We start from the raw sequence: 15,832 nt of genomic DNA, 5'->3' as shown, positions 1-15,832 counted from the left end.
AAATATTTTTCTTTAACAAAATAAATTTTAAAAATTGACGGAGCTTTTATTTGTTCAACTACGACTGTTTGACAACTAAAAGGAGGAGTTTTGGAGTTGGGCAAATAAAAGTCGTAGTCTAGCCATAGGTGCAGGATTTGCGGCAATGAGCAATCCTGCAAAAATAAATAAAAAAAACTTAATAATGCAAAGAAAATATTTATTAATAACAACACATGTTATAAATCCTTAGTAAAAAATCAAGTTTTAATTTATTCTTTTTAAAATTTCATCGTAAACCCTTTCACAATTCCCCTTATCTACATACTTCAAAAACTTTTCTCTCAACTTATCAGATTTCTGCTTCATATCCTTATCATAATGAAAATTATTTTCAGAAATCTCAATAATTTCCTCTACACATTTTTCCACAGTTTTAGCCTGCTTTCCAAACAAATCCTTATCTAAATCCACATAAGATCCAACTTTTTCTTCATATTCACGTTTATCAAACTGAAAGAAGATAATTGGCTTGTTTAGATAATAAAAGTCGTAGGCTACGCTTGAATAGTCTGTTATTAATAATTTTGATTTTTGCAGTTCCTCAGTTATATTTACTTCTTTCGGAAGTATTCTTATATTTTTTCCAAGTTTTATATTTCCAAAATTTTTTAAATGATCCTGCATTAATTGATGAATGTAGACATTCAATTTAATATTATTTTTTTCCAGATAATCATTTAATTTTTTATCTGTAATTAAATTTGAGATATTCTGAAAATATTTTGTATCTTCAAATTTTTGATTTTCTGAGTTTTCTGACTTTAGCCAGTTTCGCCACGTCGGCATAAAGAATATTTGTTTTTCCGTAATTTTTAGATTGTATAATTTATCATATCTTGGGTAGCCTGTTATAACTGCTGTTTCCTTTGGCACTTCCCACCAAGTTTCTGTTTTCACTTTTCTTTCAAATTCTGAATCGCAGATGTTTAAATCATAGGATTTTACAAGGGCTTCTGCAACTTTTGCCGTTTTTGGATTCATTGCCTGTCGGACTTTAAAGCCTACTGTTCCGTGATTTAGGAATACTTTGAATACTTTTTTGTGAAATTTGTTTATTAATGGCACTACAAACAGGTATGGAACAATGTCCGCAGAAATTGAGTGGGAAAATAATGCAACTTTTGCATTCATAAAATACAGATAGCTTTTTACACTTCCTTTTATCAGCTTTTCTCCCGGAATTTTTTTAGCAATTTTGGCATTTCTGTTTATCACCCAGTATACTTCCTCCTGCTGTTTTGACCGTAAATATTCATACATTGCACGTCCATTATCCACAAAAAGCTCTCCTGCATTTCCTCCCACAAGCCAAATATTTCTATTTTTAAAGTTCCCTTTGTTAAATGGATAAATTAGATAAGCTATTATCATATTTATCAAACATTTTATCTTATCCATATTTTTCTCCTATTTTTTAAATTTTATATTTTGTATATCCAATTTTTCTACCCTTCATCACAACTCTATGATATGCCCTGTTTCTTGTAACAATCATTCCAACAAAACTTCTAAATTGCCGCTTCCAGTATTTCAGAATATAAAATCTGTTTTTTCTACCCTTAACTTCCTTTTTTACTAATGCTCCAAATCCCAAAGCATATTTATATGCACGATCCAAATCGCTGTAGTTTCCTTTTTTAGCTGGATGAAAAATTATGTCGTTTGCAAAATATCTTCCCTTGTAGCCTTTATGAAGTAATGTAAGCACATAGTCAGTTTCTTCTCCACTTCCAAAAGTCGCACCAACTCCCAAATTTTCATCAAATAAAATAATATCATCTTTTTTATAATTTACAAAAAAAGTTATAGATTTCACTGTTTTATCTACATTATCTTTAGTTATTTCCATGTCTTTTTTTTCCATAACACCTGTTCCATAAGTTTTCCCACGTTCAAGTGTACGACACGAATAAATCCGATAATTTTTTTTTCTTTCAAAAAAAGCAACAACTTTTTCCAACGTATCAGGCTGATACTCACAGTCATCATCGGGAAATCCCACAATTTCCCCTTCCATAAGTACAAGCCCTCTATTTCTGTTTAAACTCAGCCCCTTTTCATCGCTTTTTGCATATTTTATCTTAAATTCCTCTTCGTAATCTTTCACAATTTCAAAAGCTTCATTTCCTTCATTCTGATCCACTACAATTAACTCAAAATCTTTATAAGTCTGTGTTCTCAAACTTTTCAAAAATAATTCAAGTTCAGTTGTAACATTAATTGTTGGCATTACAAGGGAAACCTTCATACTTCATACCTCCTTTTATTTTTTTTCTATCCCAATTTTTTTATTTTATATCCACAGTTGTTATATATGGAAGATGATCCGACAATTTTGTCCAGTCTTGAGTTGCATCATTGATAAAATAACTTGACTTCACCTTCCATTTTTTTGACTGACTTCCAAAAATATAGTCAATTCTTGGATCTGAAAGTGATCTTGCTCCACTAAAATTAGCTTCCATATATGTATCTCTCCAGTCCTTTGTCATTTGTCCATAATATTTTGTTGATGGCAAAAAATTAAAATCTCCGCTTATAAATTTTATATCATCTTTATCAAAAAATTTTGTAAGTAAATCAAGTGATTCCATTTCCTCAGGTTTTATACTTGGCTTAAAGTCTAAATGTGTATTCATAACTAAAACCTTTTTACCAAAAGTCTTTTTAGAAAGTTCTGCAACTACAAGCTGTCTTCTTTCCTCACCTTCTGAGGGCAATTCATAAGTGTATATTTTCTCAAGCGGATATTTTGAGATAAATGAAATTCCATATTCCCCGCCATCATAATCTCTCGATTTTTTGAAAAAATAATAATCATATCCCAAGACTTTTGCAATATCAGACGTTACATCCCTAAAATTGCTTCTCTTTGTAAATTTATCAACTTCCTGAAGTGATACAAAATCAGGTGCATACGGCTTTATGCTTTCTCCCAATTTCTGTCCGTTTGTAAGCCTTGCCCCATAAATATTATACGTCATCATCTTAAATTCCTTTGCCCAGCTAACAGTCGCCCCACAAATCATAAGCGACAATAATACTTTTTTTAATTTGCTCATTTTTCTCTTGTTTCTCCTAATCCTTTGTTTATTATATAAATATTTCATTCCATTATATCACTTTTTTAAGTATCTACCAACTTTATTTTTTCCTTTGTCTTTTATTTATGTTTTTCCTTCAAATAATATCTAGCAATTATTCTAGTCTTTTTCACCAATTTTTTTATCCCTGATAAATGCTTCGCTTCCAAAAATAACCTAGCCTTCAAGCTGCTCCAGCTGTCATTCCACCAATGTATTCCATAAGTTTCAGGCTTTATACAGTCATCTGTATATTTTTCATGAAACCCGTAAGGATAAAAATATTCTTTTGGAAAAATCACTATTTCTCCATCTTTCAACAAATTTTCCCTTTTCCCGCTCAAATTATACTTTTTCTCAAAAACATACGTAAATATTTTTGGAATCGTCCAAACTGGCTTTTCCCAAATCTCTTTTTCATAAAACTCTTTAATATCCTTCAGCACTTCATTGTGTTTTGATGTTCCAAAAATTCCTACGCTTATGTGCTTTTCATCTTCATAACCTATAAAAAAATCCATTTTTTTTAATTTCTCATTTTTTGGATTTTTAAAAAAAGAATCTTTTTCTTCTAAAATTGGTGTCAAATTTTTAATTATTTCCATATCCGTATCAACATAAATTCCAGAATTTTCATACATAAAATGCACTCTCATATAATCCGAAACATACGCCCAAAGCCTTCTTTCATAACATTCACGGAAAAATCTATTTTTCGCAAGATGTGTTTCCATATCAAAATTCTTTTCATTTATCTCTATTATTTCAAAATCAGGCAAATTCTTTTTCCAAGATTCCAGACATTTATAAAAAATATCAGGTTTTTTGGCATTTCCAACCCAGACATAATATATTTTTTTTTCTATCATTATTTTCTCCTATTTTTCACCTTTTTTCATAATCATCATATACTTTTTCATCGGATTTTCAACAACATTTACAACTATAAACCCAACTTTTTCATATAATTTCTTAGCTCCCACATTATAATCAAACACATTTAACGTAATCGAATTCACACCCTCATCTTGAAAAATTAAATTTATAAACTCTATCAAAGCCCTTTTTCCAAGCCCTTTTCCAGTAAGTTCAGGATTAATCAAAAATCGCCCAATATGGATATTATTCATTTCTTTTCGTATTTTCTGAATAATCCCCACAAATTCATTTTCACAAAAAATCGAGTAAATATCCTTCAAATCATCAATTTGGCTTTCTGTAAGCGGAAAATCAAGGCTTTTTCCAGCCCATTGCTCAAGAAAATCCTTTCCCTTTTCATTAGTCCATTTGACTATATCATTTTTATTATTGTCATTTATTCCGTTTATTATTTTTATATTTTCTACTTCCATCAACGTTAAACTCCTATTTTTCTACACCAACTCATACTCAATTCCATTAACAATACAAAATTTCACTATTTCTCCATAAAAAGTTTCGTAATCCTCATTTTTAAACTCTGAATTTTTAGAAGTAATTAGTGTAAAAAACTTTTTTTCATCATTTCCAAAAATTTTTAATATTCTGTATCCAAAATCTATTGTTCCACTTTTTGTATTCGGACTTGTAAACATCAACTTTTTTATATCATACTTACTGTATTTTTCATCATCAATACTTATAAAATTATTAAATATTTTTATAATTTTCGGTGTACAAATTTTCATTCTAATTAAAGAAATAATCTCTAAAATAATAACTCCCAAAATAATAATTATCAAAAAGTAATTCAAAAAAATATTATCAGAATATTTAACTACTATGAAGATAAAAATTATTATAATAATAGCATTTTTAAAAATATCTTTGTATTTTTCTATAAATAATTCTTTTTTTGAAATTTCAAATACTATATTTTCAATTTCCTTTTTTTCAAGTTGAAATTTACAAATAATTTTTTCAAGTTTTAAGCAATTTTTCTTTCCAAACAAATAAATTGGAACATCATAATAATCTACTGATAAATGTTTTAATTCACTACTCCAATGTTTTTCATAAAGTATCCTAATATTGTCTTTTTCTATTCTCACACACAAAACTTCTTTTCCTCTTTCATAATACGTCAAAATATTTTCAAGAACTTCAATTTTTTTGTTAAAAACAAAAATAGATAAAATTAAAAATATTATGATTGAAAGCAGAACAGTCAAAAAGCATTTAAAAAATATTTCATTTATTGAAAAATCCAAAGAAAATCTCCACCCATAAAAAAACAATACTGGAATATAAATCAGATTAAACACCATTTTCAACTTCTCTACCCAATGAACTTTAAATACTTGTTCTTTTTCGCCCAACTTCACTCAACTCCCTAAAAAATCAAATCAGTTCCTTCTTTTCCTCAATCTTCCTGTACATATAGTCAAAGCTAAAGACTAGAACGTAAACTGCAATTAGCATTGCCATATTTTTTATTAATCCTTCTCCAAAGAATGAACCTCTTGGGATGTAAAATAAATTTGGAATAAAGTAATAACTTGTCAATAATAAAAATCTATTTTTTACAACATATTTTTCATACTTTATAATTGCAATTCCAAGTAAAATTGAAATTATAATTAACCAGATATATCCTAAATCATACATTTCAGCGATGTAATTTGAACCAATTCCTTCACCTTTTAAATAAGCTCCTGAATTTAGGTAATATGTTAATCTGTCTGCAAGTGAATTTGTTGTTTCAAGAGTTTCAAGTGACTGTGGTTGGAAGCCTAACAGTCCCTGTAAAATGTACGGATAACTTCCATGTCCGACAATGTTATGCTTGAAGTTAATTGTATAGCCTAGGACAAGGTAGCTTACACCTTGAGAAAACAGAAAATTGTAAATTGTGTTTATTAAATCTAAACTGAATATTTTTTTACTTCGGATAGATACTAGAATTTGTGAGAAAATCACTGTAAATCCTACCAATTTTACCATTGTCTTGGCTTTTATCCTGATTCCATAAACTTTTGCATAATACCACATTATAAAAAGCAGCTGTGTCAAAAATATTGCTCTTGCCCCCTTGAACGAATCCAGCAGTTTTACCATAAGATAAAGTGAAGAAATTGTCAAAAATTTTCTTTTGGATGGAATTGAAATTAAAAATATCAAAAATCCAATTGTCATTACTGTTCCAGAACCTTTTGTAAATGCAGGATAATCGACGCCCTTTAAAATCCCAGTATAATAAGCCTCATATCCAGCATGTAATATTACTCTTAACTGTATGAACATTTTGTAGGCTAAAGCAGGCAATGAGATTATAAATAAAGCCATTCCAATATCTGTAAACATTCTTCTGCTTTCAAGTGTAATGCTGCTTCTTATTTCACTAATTTTTTCATTTGAAATTCCAATAAAAAATCCCAAATGTGTAAACAATAAGACAAGTAAAAAAACTGTTATTATCTCATTTCTCACATCATAATAAAAATAAAAATTAGCAAATTTCGTAGCCCATCCAAATTCCTTATAATTCACAATATCTAGAAATATCCTTGTAAAATTAAACAAAAATAGCGTATACAAAAAAATCATATACGAATTTAACCACTCCAAATAAATTTTTGCCGTAAAAAATGTATAAATATACACTCCCATAAGCAGACATTCTAAAAATTTCATTTTCAATGCATCATTTGGAAAAGTCACCATACTTTTTAAAAATAGCACAAATGCAATAACAAACATATGAAATATTAAAAATCCAATTTTATCTTCCTTTATAAAATTATTTCTTTTCATCAATTTACCTCTGTTTTCATTTTTTTTCTTTTATACTCAAATCTTTATAAATATCAAGTTATTTAAACTAAATAAAATCAGAATCTGAGTAAAATAGCCATAACTTTAAATAAAGTTATTTCATTATAATTTCATCTAAAATTTTATCATATCGCCACTAAAACTTCAATGATAAATATTTTTTTCAATTCTTAATTTTCACTTTTTATAATAGACCTATTCGACAACTTAATTTTTTATTTCACAAAGGTTCAAAACTTCTTGTTTCAGAATATTTATTTTATTAAATTCTAAACACACACTTTATATTAAAAAAAACAAAAAAAGAAACTATCTAAATTTAAGACAGTTTCTTCAAATATATTTCAATCTAAAAAATTACAAATTATTTTCCCTCAAATATTCTTCTACATCAAGTGCCGCAATTGCTCCACTTCCCGCTGCAACAATCGCCTGCTGGTATTTACTATCTTGAACATCTCCAGCCGCAAAAATTCCAGAAGTACTTGTTTTAGAAGATTTTCCTTTTGTTACAATATAGCCTCTATCATCAATTTCGACTTTTCCTTCAAGGAATTTTGTATTTGGAGTTCTTCCAATTGCCACAAAAATTCCATCTGTTGCCAAAGTTTCAGTTTTACCCGTTTTGTTATTTATAAGTTCAATTCCTGTAACTTTTTCATCTGCCAATACTTTTTTAGGCGTGTAATCCAATTTCCATTCGATTTTATCATTATCTTTCGCTCTTTTTTGCATAATTGCAGAAGCACGTAAAAATTCCCTTCTATTAATAATAGTAACTTTATTTACAAATTTTGTTAAAAATAAAGCCTCTTCCATTGCAGTATCTCCCCCGCCAATTACAACTACTTCTTTTCCACGATAAAAAAATCCATCACAAGTCGCACAGGCACTAACACCTTTTCCAATATTTTCCCTTTCATTTTCAATTCCAAGATATTTTGCACTTGCTCCTGTTGATAAAATTATTGTCTTTGTTTCTACAATATTCCCATTATCCAAATGTAATTCAAACGTCTTTTTCCCATTATTTTCAACATCTTTAATATCCTTTACCACAGCTTGCAAAAATTCAGTTCCAAAATTTTGAGATTGAGACTTTATATCTTCCATTAATTGCGGTCCAGAAATTCCTTGTGGAAATCCTGGAAAGTTTTCAACTTCTGTTGTTGTTGTAAGCTGTCCGCCTGGTTCCATTCCATTTATAACTATATTTTTTAATCCAGCACGGCTTAAATAAATTGCAGCTGTAAGTCCTGCCGGTCCTGATCCGATAATTACTGAATCGTACATATTTTCACCATTCCTTTTTTATTTTTTATATCATTTTTATTCAAATAACAATCTGTATAAATGCTTTTTTAAAATTTACTGTTAAATGAATAAAACATTACTCTGTTTTTTTTATGAAATTAAATACTATAATTAAAGTCTAGCAGAAAAAATAACCACTAGACTTGTCCTATAAATAAATATTTCTTTAACAACCTATTTTACCTGATTTACAATTATAATACTTGATTTACTTCTTCATAAAGCGCTTCTTTTGAATGTAATCCAACTAATTTTTTAACAGGTTTCCCATCTTTGAATAAAATTAATGTAGGAATGCTTTGGATTCCAAAAGATTGTGCCAATTCCAATTCTTCATCTACATTTACTTTTCCAACTGTAGCTTTTCCTTCCATTTCTCCTGAAAATTCTTCAATAATAGGAAGCTGCATTTTACAAGGTCCGCACCAGCTAGCCCAAAAGTCAACTAAAGCCACTCCATTTGCAATACTTTGTTCAAAATTATCTTTATTTAAATTTAATGCCATTTTACATCATCCTCTCTCTTTTTTTATTTTTCTTCTTTATTTAAGTTAGTAAATTTATAGTTTATTTTTTAAAAAATTTGTGTTATACTATTTTTATAAAATCAACTATTCAATCAAGTAATTGAATAGTATCATATTTAAAAAAAATTGTCAATACTTTTATTTAAAATTTTAAAATTATGCTTGAACTTTATCAATATTTAAATTAATTTGAACTAAATTTCATTTAAAAAACAGAAATTATATCACATTTATTCGATATAAAATTTAAATTGAAAATAGTATAAATTATACAGAGCTAGAAGTTTAAGTAAAATTTAAGTTTGACTTTAAAAAAATTTTACTATTACAGTAAAACCAATTTAAAACTGAACTCAAAAATTATGACTATTTTACCCAAGCCCTAAGTTTATATGATTTTTAACAGTTTAATTTTTACGAGTTCAAGTATATAATTGAAAAGGAAGATAAATAAATGGATAAAATATGTGAAAATTACAAAAATAGCCTGTATTCAGGATTATCAAAAATTGGAAAATGCCTGTCTAGTGAAAAAAGAATTGAAATACTAGATCTCCTTGTACAAGGGTCAAAAACTGTAGAAAGTATTTCAAACGAAACTGGAATGAGCATTGCAAATACTTCTAGACATTTACAGATTTTAAAAGACGGTAATCTAGTTATTAATGAAAAAAAGGGAAATTATGTTGTCTACGAAATTGCAAATACTCAGATAATTGACCTGGTGTATCTTTTAATTGGCGTGGGAGAAAAACAATTAGCAGATATTCAGCGAATACACAATGAATTTAATGACAGCTGTATGAAAATCCGCCCGATTACATTAGAACAGGCTTATGAAATGGCAAAAAAAAGTGAGACACTGATAATAGATTTACGTCCTCAAGATGAATTTAATTCAAGTCATATAGAAAATGCAATTAATATTCCAATGAAGGAACTTGAAAAAAATATTACAAATCTACCAAAAAACAAGAAAATCATTGTTTACTGCCGTGGAAGAAACTGTGCTTATGCAAATTTGGCTTCTAAATTATTAAATGATAACGGCTTTCAAGCATATAGCCTAAATCAAAGCTATTATGACTGGCAGAAAAATAAAAATTTTTAGCTTTATTGAATTAAAAAAAAGATATAAAATAGGAGAAAAATGGGACTAATTTTTGTTACTGGCGGAGCTAAAAGCGGGAAAAGCAAATTTGCAGAAGAAATGCTTTTAAAATTAAATAATGGGAAGCAAAAAAATATATATTTGGCAACATCGCTTATATTTGATGAAGAAATGAAAGAAAAAATACGATTGCACAAAAAAAGACGAAAAAATGACTGGTTTACAGTTGAAACTTATAAAAATTTTGAAAACGAATTAAACAATTTTTTTGAAAATAATGATAAAATAAAAAATAATCTGCTTGTAGACTGCCTTACAAATATGATTACTAACATAATTTTTGAAAATCAAAATATTGACTGGAACAATTTTGAGAGAAAATTGTATATTCAAACTTTAAAAAAATTAAATAAAAATGTGGAAAACTCTGTAGATGAGCTTTTAAATATTACAAATCAATTTGAAAATACTGTAATTGTGTCAAATGAGCTGGGAATGGGGCTTGTCCCAAGTTATCCACTTGGAAGGTATTTTCGTGAAATTGCTGGGAAAATGAATCAGATTGTGGCAGAAAAGGCAGATGAAGTGTATTTTGTAGTTTCTGGAATTTCAATGAAAATAAAATAAATAATAATCACTTGTTCGATAACTATACAAACTCAGAATTTGATAAAATAAATATCCTAAAGCAAGGGATCTTGACCCTTCACAATAAAAAATAAATCAAAACAAAGGAGAATAATTTTAATATGAGAAAACAAAAAACAGATTTACAAATAAAAAAAGATGAAATTAGAAGACAAATTTTAGAAAAAAGAAATAATCTTTCTAGTAAAGAAGTAGATAAAAAAAGTGAATTAATTATAAAAAATTTAGCTCCATATTTAAAGAATGCTCAAAATATAATGATTTTTATGGATATGAAAAATGAAGTGAGAATTACAAAATTGATAGAACTTTACCCTAAAAAAAATTTTTTTATTTCAAAAATTGTAAATAGTAAAAACAGGGAAATGAAAATTAATAAATATAATGAAAATGAACTTATCTTGCATAAATTTGGATATTATGAGTCTTCTTCCAATGATTTTTATGATGAAAAAATATTGGATATTGTTATTGTTCCAGCACTCGCCTTTGATTATAAGAAAAATCGAATTGGATTTGGTGGCGGGTATTATGACACTTTTTTGAATAACGTTAGAAAACAAAATAAGAAGGCTTTATTTATCGGTGTTTGCTATGATTTCCAAATGGTTGAAGAAGTGCCAACTGAAAAACATGATATAACTTTAGATTTTATTATTAATGAAAATGAAGTTATCTAATTTTTAGAAAAATTTAAAAAAATTTCCTTGAAATTATAAAAAAAAAATGATAATATATATTGCTAAAATAAATAAAATATTTAAATAAAAAAATATCCTGCAATATTCCCCTAAAAAATTTATTCATTTTTATCTAACACAATATTAATGGGACTTGGTTATATCTAATTCGGACTACAACCTAAATTTAATCAGTCCGAATTTATTATTTTAAAATTTTTTATTGGTCAAAAGAATTTTTTAAAGGAGATAAAATTTTAAAAAGGAGGTTTTATATGAAGAAAAAGTTGAAAAATAATAATTATTTAATCCCATCTTTTTTAGTAGGAGTAACAGGTTTAGGATTTGGAGAAAAAATAGGATCAAATAATGCTCCATCTGTAAATATTTCAAATGGTAACTTATCTAGGAATAAAAGGAATACTGAATTTTCAAAAAATGAAGAAATTTACGATATTATAAAAAATAATTTAAAAAATGAAGATGAATTTAAAGTGGATTTTGAATATACAAATGGTTTTCATAAAAGTCGAATTAATGATTCCTTTTCGGAATCTGAAAAAAAAAATAACTTAAAAAATTCTTCTGAAACTGGAATAACAATTCCTTATGTTATTATTAATCCTGAAAATGGACCTTCTGACAAAGTAGAATACGAATACATTGTACAAATTAGAAAAAATAAAGAAATGGGAATCAAAAATTTAGGATATATTACAACAAATGAATATACAAAAAGTATTAAAATGATAACTTCTGAAATTGATAAATATATACAATTTTACGGTTCTGACAATATTTCTGGAATTTTTATTGATGAAATTTCATCAGGGGTAAATCCACTAGAAGTCGATTATATGGCACAAATATATAATTATATAAAAGATAAATATCCTGACTCAATTGTAGTTGCAAACCCAGGTGGCACAATAACCGATGAAATGTCTAAATATTCTGATTTATGGCTAACAAGCGAACAATCTGCTGACAACTATATTAACCATTGGACACCAAGAACCTATAATTTTGAAAGTAATCCTGAAAATGCAAACCGTATTGTTCATGTCATCCATTCTGCAACACCTGAACAATATGAAACTTTATTAAAACTGTCAAAAGAGCGAAATGCAGGCTTTCTAATGATAGCAACTAATGTTCCAAATATCCCTGGAAATTTGCCACAAAATTTTAAAAATCTAATAATGTCGATAAACGCTCCTAGACTTGAAACTCTTTCAGATGTAAAAAACAGTTTATCTGAGCAATCAATAATGAAAAACACAGATGTAATTTCAAATTTTGATAATTTAGAAAATCCTATATCTGAAAAAATTGCAGAAAATATAACTAAGGATAATTTTGAATTGCAACCATTTATTTCACCTAAAAAATACAATATTAATGGAAATCTCAAAATTTCAAGTCTTGATCTCTGGAGTCTTCTAAGTTCTCATTGTGAAACTGATATATTTCTTTCTTATCTTAACGTTGGATATAATATTTTAGAAGAGATTACTATAAATCCTTCAAAAGAAATAAATAAATTTGGAGACTTTAAATTTGATTTGGGTAAAAAATTAGATGTTTAATATAGTTAAATTTTAATTATCTGATAACAAGGGGTCTTCCCCCTTGCTAAGAATTTATAGTAAATTTTAATACTTTCTGTCTTTTTCCACAATTACTTTTAGGGAATGCCAACTTAACGTAGCACATTTAACTCTCGCAGGCATTTGAGCTACATACTCCATAAGTACCGCATCTCCTAATTTTTTACTTTCTTCCCTTGTCAGCTTTTCCTCCTGCTTCATCATTTTAAAAAACAAATCAACTTTTTCCTTTGCCTCTTCCATTGATTTCCCTTTTATCAAGTCAATCAGCATAGCCATAGAAGCTGTTGAAATAGCACATCCACTCCCGATAAATGCAGCATCTGCTATTATATCATTTTCATCAGTTTTTATTTCCAAAGTTAAGTCATCTCCACAGTTTGGATTATGCCCTCTTTCAGCAAATGTTGGATTTTCAATTTCACGGTTTAATTCTCTACGTCTGCTGTATTCTAATATTGTCTGCTGATAAATTTTCTCTAAATTCATAACAACCTCCTTTTCCAATTTTTATTTTTTATTTTTCTCTACAATTCAAAAACTTCTTTTACTTTTAAAAGTCCTTCTATCAATTTATCAATATCCTCTTCGTTATTGTAAATGCTAAAACTGGCACGGCAGCACGATGGTATTCCCAAGTAGTTCATCAAAGGCTGAGCGCAATGATGCCCTGAACGAACTGCCACATCATAAGAATCCAATATAAATGCCACATCGTGGGAATGTACATTTTTCACGTTAAAGGCAATAATTCCAGTATGTTCAACATCCTTTGTAAAATATGTTTCGACAAAATCCAATTTTTTCAATTTCTCCAAAGCATTTTTTGTAAGTGAATTTTCAATTTCATTGATTTTCTCATAACTTATTTCCTCAATAAAATTAATCGCTTCCTCCAAAGTTACAGCTCCTTCCACATTTTGAGTCCCACCTTCAAACTTATTAGGAAGCTGTGCAAATGTTGATTTTTGCTCTGTTACAAACTCAATCATATCTCCACCATACAAAAAAGGCGGCATTTTCTCAAGAAGCTCCTTTTTCCCATACATAACTCCAATTCCCATCGGTGTAAACAGTTTATGCCCTGAAAATACGAGAAAATCTGCATCTAAATCTTGAACATCGTGTCTAAAGTGCAGCATTGACTGTGCAGCATCCACAAGAACAAGTGCATTTTTATTTTTATTACGTGTAATTTCGATAATCTCTTTTATTGGCTGAATAACTCCTGTAACATTTACCACAGCAGAAATCGCCACAAGTTTTGTCTTATCAGACAATTTACTTTTAAAATCTTCAATATCAAACTGCCCATTTTCAGTAAGATAAACAAATTTTATCTTAGCATTTTTCTTTTTAGCCACAAATTGCCATGGCACGATATTTGCATGATGGTTGGAAACTCCCAGTATTATTTCATCATTTTCATTTATAAATTCCATTCCATAGGAATAAGCTATTAAATTAATTGATTCTGTCGTATTTTTTGTAAAAATCACTTCTTCAGGATATTTTGCATTAATAAACTTTTGTACAGTTTTACGTGCATTTGCCATCAAATTTGAGGCTTCCATAGACAATGTATGTGAACCACGTCCTGGATTTCCATTATATTTTTCATAATATTCCATTATTTTATCTAGGACTCTTTTTGGCTTTTGTGAAGTTGCTGCTGTATCTAGATAATGGCTATCTCTATTTTTAAATATTGGAAATTCTTTTCTATAATCCATTTTTCCCTCCTTGTAATTACAATTTTACCCACAAGTAATACAAAATTATATCACTTTGCGGGTATTTTTTCAAACTTATATTATTATTTCTTAACTTCCTTTTTAAATTCTTCTTTCCAATTCATCAAATAATTTATCTCTCAATTTTTCATCATCAATGTTATCCATTATTGGACGGAATGAAGATTCGACTATTAATTTTTTTGCCCTGCTTTCAGAGAGTCCACGGCTCATTAAATAAAATAATTTAGCCTCGTCAACTTTCCCAACAGAAGCGGCATGTTCTCCAATAACGTCATCTTCACTGCAAAATAACGTTGGAATCGAATCAGCTTTAATTTCATCATTTAACAAAATCGCAAATTCTCCTTCACGCCCTTCAGACTTGCTAGAACCTTGCTTAAAGTAAAGATTTCCACGAAATACCTTTTTAGCAGTATCCTTTACAGCTCCCCTTGCCTGAAGCTCCCCAATCGTTCTACGTCCACGAAATACTACCGAATATTCCAAGTCCAGCTTTCTGTCTTCATCAGCAAGATATGCAGGCCATACATAAACTTCTGATGAATCTTCTTCAAGATATGATTTATGACTTATCGCATTAATTTTCCCACCTAATTCCACACTATAGTATTCAGTTTTTCCTTGTCCCAATGTTTCAATTTTCGATGATTCAAAGTTAGAGCTTTTTGTATTTAATGTCTGTATTTTTATAATTTTTACTTCTGAATTTCTTCCAGTAACCACTTTGATAATTCCATTATGATAAACTGGTGTTTCATCTAGTGAATCATAATTAATAATTACTGTAACTTTTGCAAAATCTGCCACTTCAATTACATTATAGTCAACTAAAAAGTTATTTTCCTTATTTGTATGATAATTTAAATAAATTGGCTTATCAATTTTTTTTCTTTCTCCAATTTTCAAATATTTCCCTTCGTTATAAAAAGCAAAATTTTGTTTTTTGAAAAAATCTCCTAATCCATAATCATTGTCATTTTTCAATTTTTTCAGTTCTTCTAACGACTCATTTATATTTTTTATAACAACTCCATCCTGATTTTCATTTTTTATTTCCAAATTATTAAATTCTTTAAATGCTTCAGGTTCTTCATACTGGTAGCCTACTCTTTTCCAATTAACCTTTTCAAGCGTTTTATATTCTTCAAAGATTTTTAATCTGTAATCGCTGTTATCAAGATTCTGTATGCTTGATTTTTCTAACATTTTCTCTCCTCTCATTTTTTAAGCAATAAATGTATTTGTAATTTTTTTGAAAAGGGGTCAAGACCCCTTGCTAGATAATATCCATTTTATACAATTTTAAA

The 15,832-nt window shown here is 28.3% G+C and carries 16 protein-coding genes; 4 read left to right on the top strand and 12 right to left on the bottom strand.

Features of this window, described 5'->3' with window-relative positions; translation table 11 throughout:
- Window positions 1-246: 246 nt before the first annotated feature.
- From FVE73_RS02015 to trxA, 9 genes are all read right to left on the bottom strand, one after another.
- A complete protein-coding gene (locus tag FVE73_RS02015) occupies window positions 247-1,440 on the bottom strand; it encodes a CDP-glycerol--glycerophosphate glycerophosphotransferase (RefSeq protein ID WP_018499528.1) in 1,194 nt (397 codons plus the stop codon).
- Between the two features lie 16 nt (window positions 1,441-1,456).
- On the bottom strand, window positions 1,457-2,290 hold the full coding sequence (locus FVE73_RS02010) for a glycosyltransferase family 2 protein (protein ID WP_018499529.1): 834 nt from the start codon (window positions 2,288-2,290) through the stop codon (window positions 1,457-1,459).
- A gap of 40 nt (window positions 2,291-2,330) precedes the next feature.
- Window positions 2,331-3,104, bottom strand: a complete 774-nt coding sequence (locus FVE73_RS02005; RefSeq protein ID WP_018499530.1) for an endonuclease/exonuclease/phosphatase family protein — start codon at window positions 3,102-3,104, stop codon at window positions 2,331-2,333.
- 101 nt (window positions 3,105-3,205) lie between these two features.
- Window positions 3,206-3,994: a glycosyltransferase gene (locus tag FVE73_RS02000; RefSeq protein WP_018499531.1), complete on the bottom strand. Its 789-nt coding sequence runs from the start codon at window positions 3,992-3,994 to the stop codon at window positions 3,206-3,208.
- Window positions 3,995-4,003: 9 nt separating this feature from the next.
- A complete protein-coding gene (locus FVE73_RS01995) occupies window positions 4,004-4,477 on the bottom strand; it encodes a GNAT family N-acetyltransferase (protein ID WP_018499532.1) in 474 nt (157 codons plus the stop codon).
- Between the two features lie 21 nt (window positions 4,478-4,498).
- Entirely contained in the window at window positions 4,499-5,428 is a 930-nt protein-coding gene (locus FVE73_RS01990) for a hypothetical protein (RefSeq protein ID WP_026239116.1), read from the bottom strand.
- A 16-nt stretch (window positions 5,429-5,444) separates the two neighbouring features.
- Window positions 5,445-6,857: an O-antigen polysaccharide polymerase Wzy gene (gene wzy, locus FVE73_RS01985; RefSeq protein WP_018499534.1), complete on the bottom strand. Its 1,413-nt coding sequence runs from the start codon at window positions 6,855-6,857 to the stop codon at window positions 5,445-5,447.
- A gap of 378 nt (window positions 6,858-7,235) precedes the next feature.
- Window positions 7,236-8,171 (bottom strand): thioredoxin-disulfide reductase, encoded by a 936-nt coding sequence (trxB, locus tag FVE73_RS01980; RefSeq protein ID WP_018499535.1) that lies wholly within the window; start codon window positions 8,169-8,171, stop codon window positions 7,236-7,238.
- A gap of 215 nt (window positions 8,172-8,386) precedes the next feature.
- Window positions 8,387-8,698, bottom strand: a complete 312-nt coding sequence (gene trxA / locus FVE73_RS01975; RefSeq protein WP_010137541.1) for a thioredoxin — start codon at window positions 8,696-8,698, stop codon at window positions 8,387-8,389.
- A gap of 475 nt (window positions 8,699-9,173) precedes the next feature.
- Here trxA and FVE73_RS01970 point away from each other — a divergent pair, with 475 nt between their 5' ends.
- The 4 genes from FVE73_RS01970 (at window position 9,174) to FVE73_RS01955 (ending at window position 12,747) form a co-directional block, all read left to right on the top strand.
- Window positions 9,174-9,830: a metalloregulator ArsR/SmtB family transcription factor gene (locus FVE73_RS01970; RefSeq protein WP_018499536.1), complete on the top strand. Its 657-nt coding sequence runs from the start codon at window positions 9,174-9,176 to the stop codon at window positions 9,828-9,830.
- A gap of 39 nt (window positions 9,831-9,869) precedes the next feature.
- Window positions 9,870-10,457: a bifunctional adenosylcobinamide kinase/adenosylcobinamide-phosphate guanylyltransferase gene (cobU, locus tag FVE73_RS01965; RefSeq protein WP_018499537.1), complete on the top strand. Its 588-nt coding sequence runs from the start codon at window positions 9,870-9,872 to the stop codon at window positions 10,455-10,457.
- Window positions 10,458-10,579: 122 nt separating this feature from the next.
- Window positions 10,580-11,158 carry a 5-formyltetrahydrofolate cyclo-ligase gene (locus FVE73_RS01960; protein ID WP_018499538.1) on the top strand — a complete coding sequence of 193 codons (579 nt, stop codon included), beginning with the start codon at window positions 10,580-10,582 and terminating at the stop codon, window positions 11,156-11,158.
- Window positions 11,159-11,433: 275 nt separating this feature from the next.
- Window positions 11,434-12,747, top strand: a complete 1,314-nt coding sequence (locus FVE73_RS01955; RefSeq protein ID WP_018499539.1) for a spherulation-specific family 4 protein — start codon at window positions 11,434-11,436, stop codon at window positions 12,745-12,747.
- Between the two features lie 66 nt (window positions 12,748-12,813).
- On the opposite strand, the gene sufU is transcribed toward FVE73_RS01955, so the two are convergent.
- From sufU to sufD, 3 genes are all read right to left on the bottom strand, one after another.
- On the bottom strand, window positions 12,814-13,257 hold the full coding sequence (sufU, locus tag FVE73_RS01950) for a Fe-S cluster assembly sulfur transfer protein SufU (protein ID WP_018499540.1): 444 nt from the start codon (window positions 13,255-13,257) through the stop codon (window positions 12,814-12,816).
- Window positions 13,258-13,295: 38 nt separating this feature from the next.
- Complete coding sequence (locus FVE73_RS01945) at window positions 13,296-14,501, bottom strand: SufS family cysteine desulfurase (protein WP_018499541.1); 1,206 nt, start codon at window positions 14,499-14,501, stop codon at window positions 13,296-13,298.
- A 102-nt stretch (window positions 14,502-14,603) separates the two neighbouring features.
- Window positions 14,604-15,731, bottom strand: coding sequence for a Fe-S cluster assembly protein SufD (gene sufD / locus FVE73_RS01940; RefSeq protein ID WP_018499542.1), 1,128 nt, complete (start codon window positions 15,729-15,731; stop codon window positions 14,604-14,606).
- Between the last annotated feature and the right edge of the window lie 101 nt (window positions 15,732-15,832).

The organism is Leptotrichia wadei, assembly GCF_007990545.2.
Classification (GTDB): Bacteria; Fusobacteriota; Fusobacteriia; order Fusobacteriales; family Leptotrichiaceae; genus Leptotrichia; species Leptotrichia wadei.
The sequence above is the reverse complement of the archived record's forward strand: the minus strand, read 5'-3'. Positions and strand labels throughout refer to the sequence as shown.

Coding starts and splice junctions, on each gene's coding strand:
- trxA (WP_010137541.1), bottom strand. CDS start 8,698: ATGGCATTAAATTTAAATAAAGATAATTTTGAACAAAGTATTGCAAAT.
- FVE73_RS01960 (WP_018499538.1), top strand. CDS start 10,580: ATGAGAAAACAAAAAACAGATTTACAAATAAAAAAAGATGAAATTAGA.
- FVE73_RS02015 (WP_018499528.1), bottom strand. CDS start 1,440: ATGGATAAGATAAAATGTTTGATAAATATGATAATAGCTTATCTAATT.
- sufU (WP_018499540.1), bottom strand. CDS start 13,257: ATGAATTTAGAGAAAATTTATCAGCAGACAATATTAGAATACAGCAGA.
- FVE73_RS02005 (WP_018499530.1), bottom strand. CDS start 3,104: ATGAGCAAATTAAAAAAAGTATTATTGTCGCTTATGATTTGTGGGGCG.
- FVE73_RS02000 (WP_018499531.1), bottom strand. CDS start 3,994: ATGATAGAAAAAAAAATATATTATGTCTGGGTTGGAAATGCCAAAAAA.
- wzy (WP_018499534.1), bottom strand. CDS start 6,857: ATGAAAAGAAATAATTTTATAAAGGAAGATAAAATTGGATTTTTAATA.
- cobU (WP_018499537.1), top strand. CDS start 9,870: ATGGGACTAATTTTTGTTACTGGCGGAGCTAAAAGCGGGAAAAGCAAA.
- trxB (WP_018499535.1), bottom strand. CDS start 8,171: ATGTACGATTCAGTAATTATCGGATCAGGACCGGCAGGACTTACAGCT.
- sufD (WP_018499542.1), bottom strand. CDS start 15,731: ATGTTAGAAAAATCAAGCATACAGAATCTTGATAACAGCGATTACAGA.
- FVE73_RS01995 (WP_018499532.1), bottom strand. CDS start 4,477: ATGGAAGTAGAAAATATAAAAATAATAAACGGAATAAATGACAATAAT.
- FVE73_RS01955 (WP_018499539.1), top strand. CDS start 11,434: ATGAAGAAAAAGTTGAAAAATAATAATTATTTAATCCCATCTTTTTTA.
- FVE73_RS01970 (WP_018499536.1), top strand. CDS start 9,174: ATGGATAAAATATGTGAAAATTACAAAAATAGCCTGTATTCAGGATTA.
- FVE73_RS02010 (WP_018499529.1), bottom strand. CDS start 2,290: ATGAAGGTTTCCCTTGTAATGCCAACAATTAATGTTACAACTGAACTT.
- FVE73_RS01945 (WP_018499541.1), bottom strand. CDS start 14,501: ATGGATTATAGAAAAGAATTTCCAATATTTAAAAATAGAGATAGCCAT.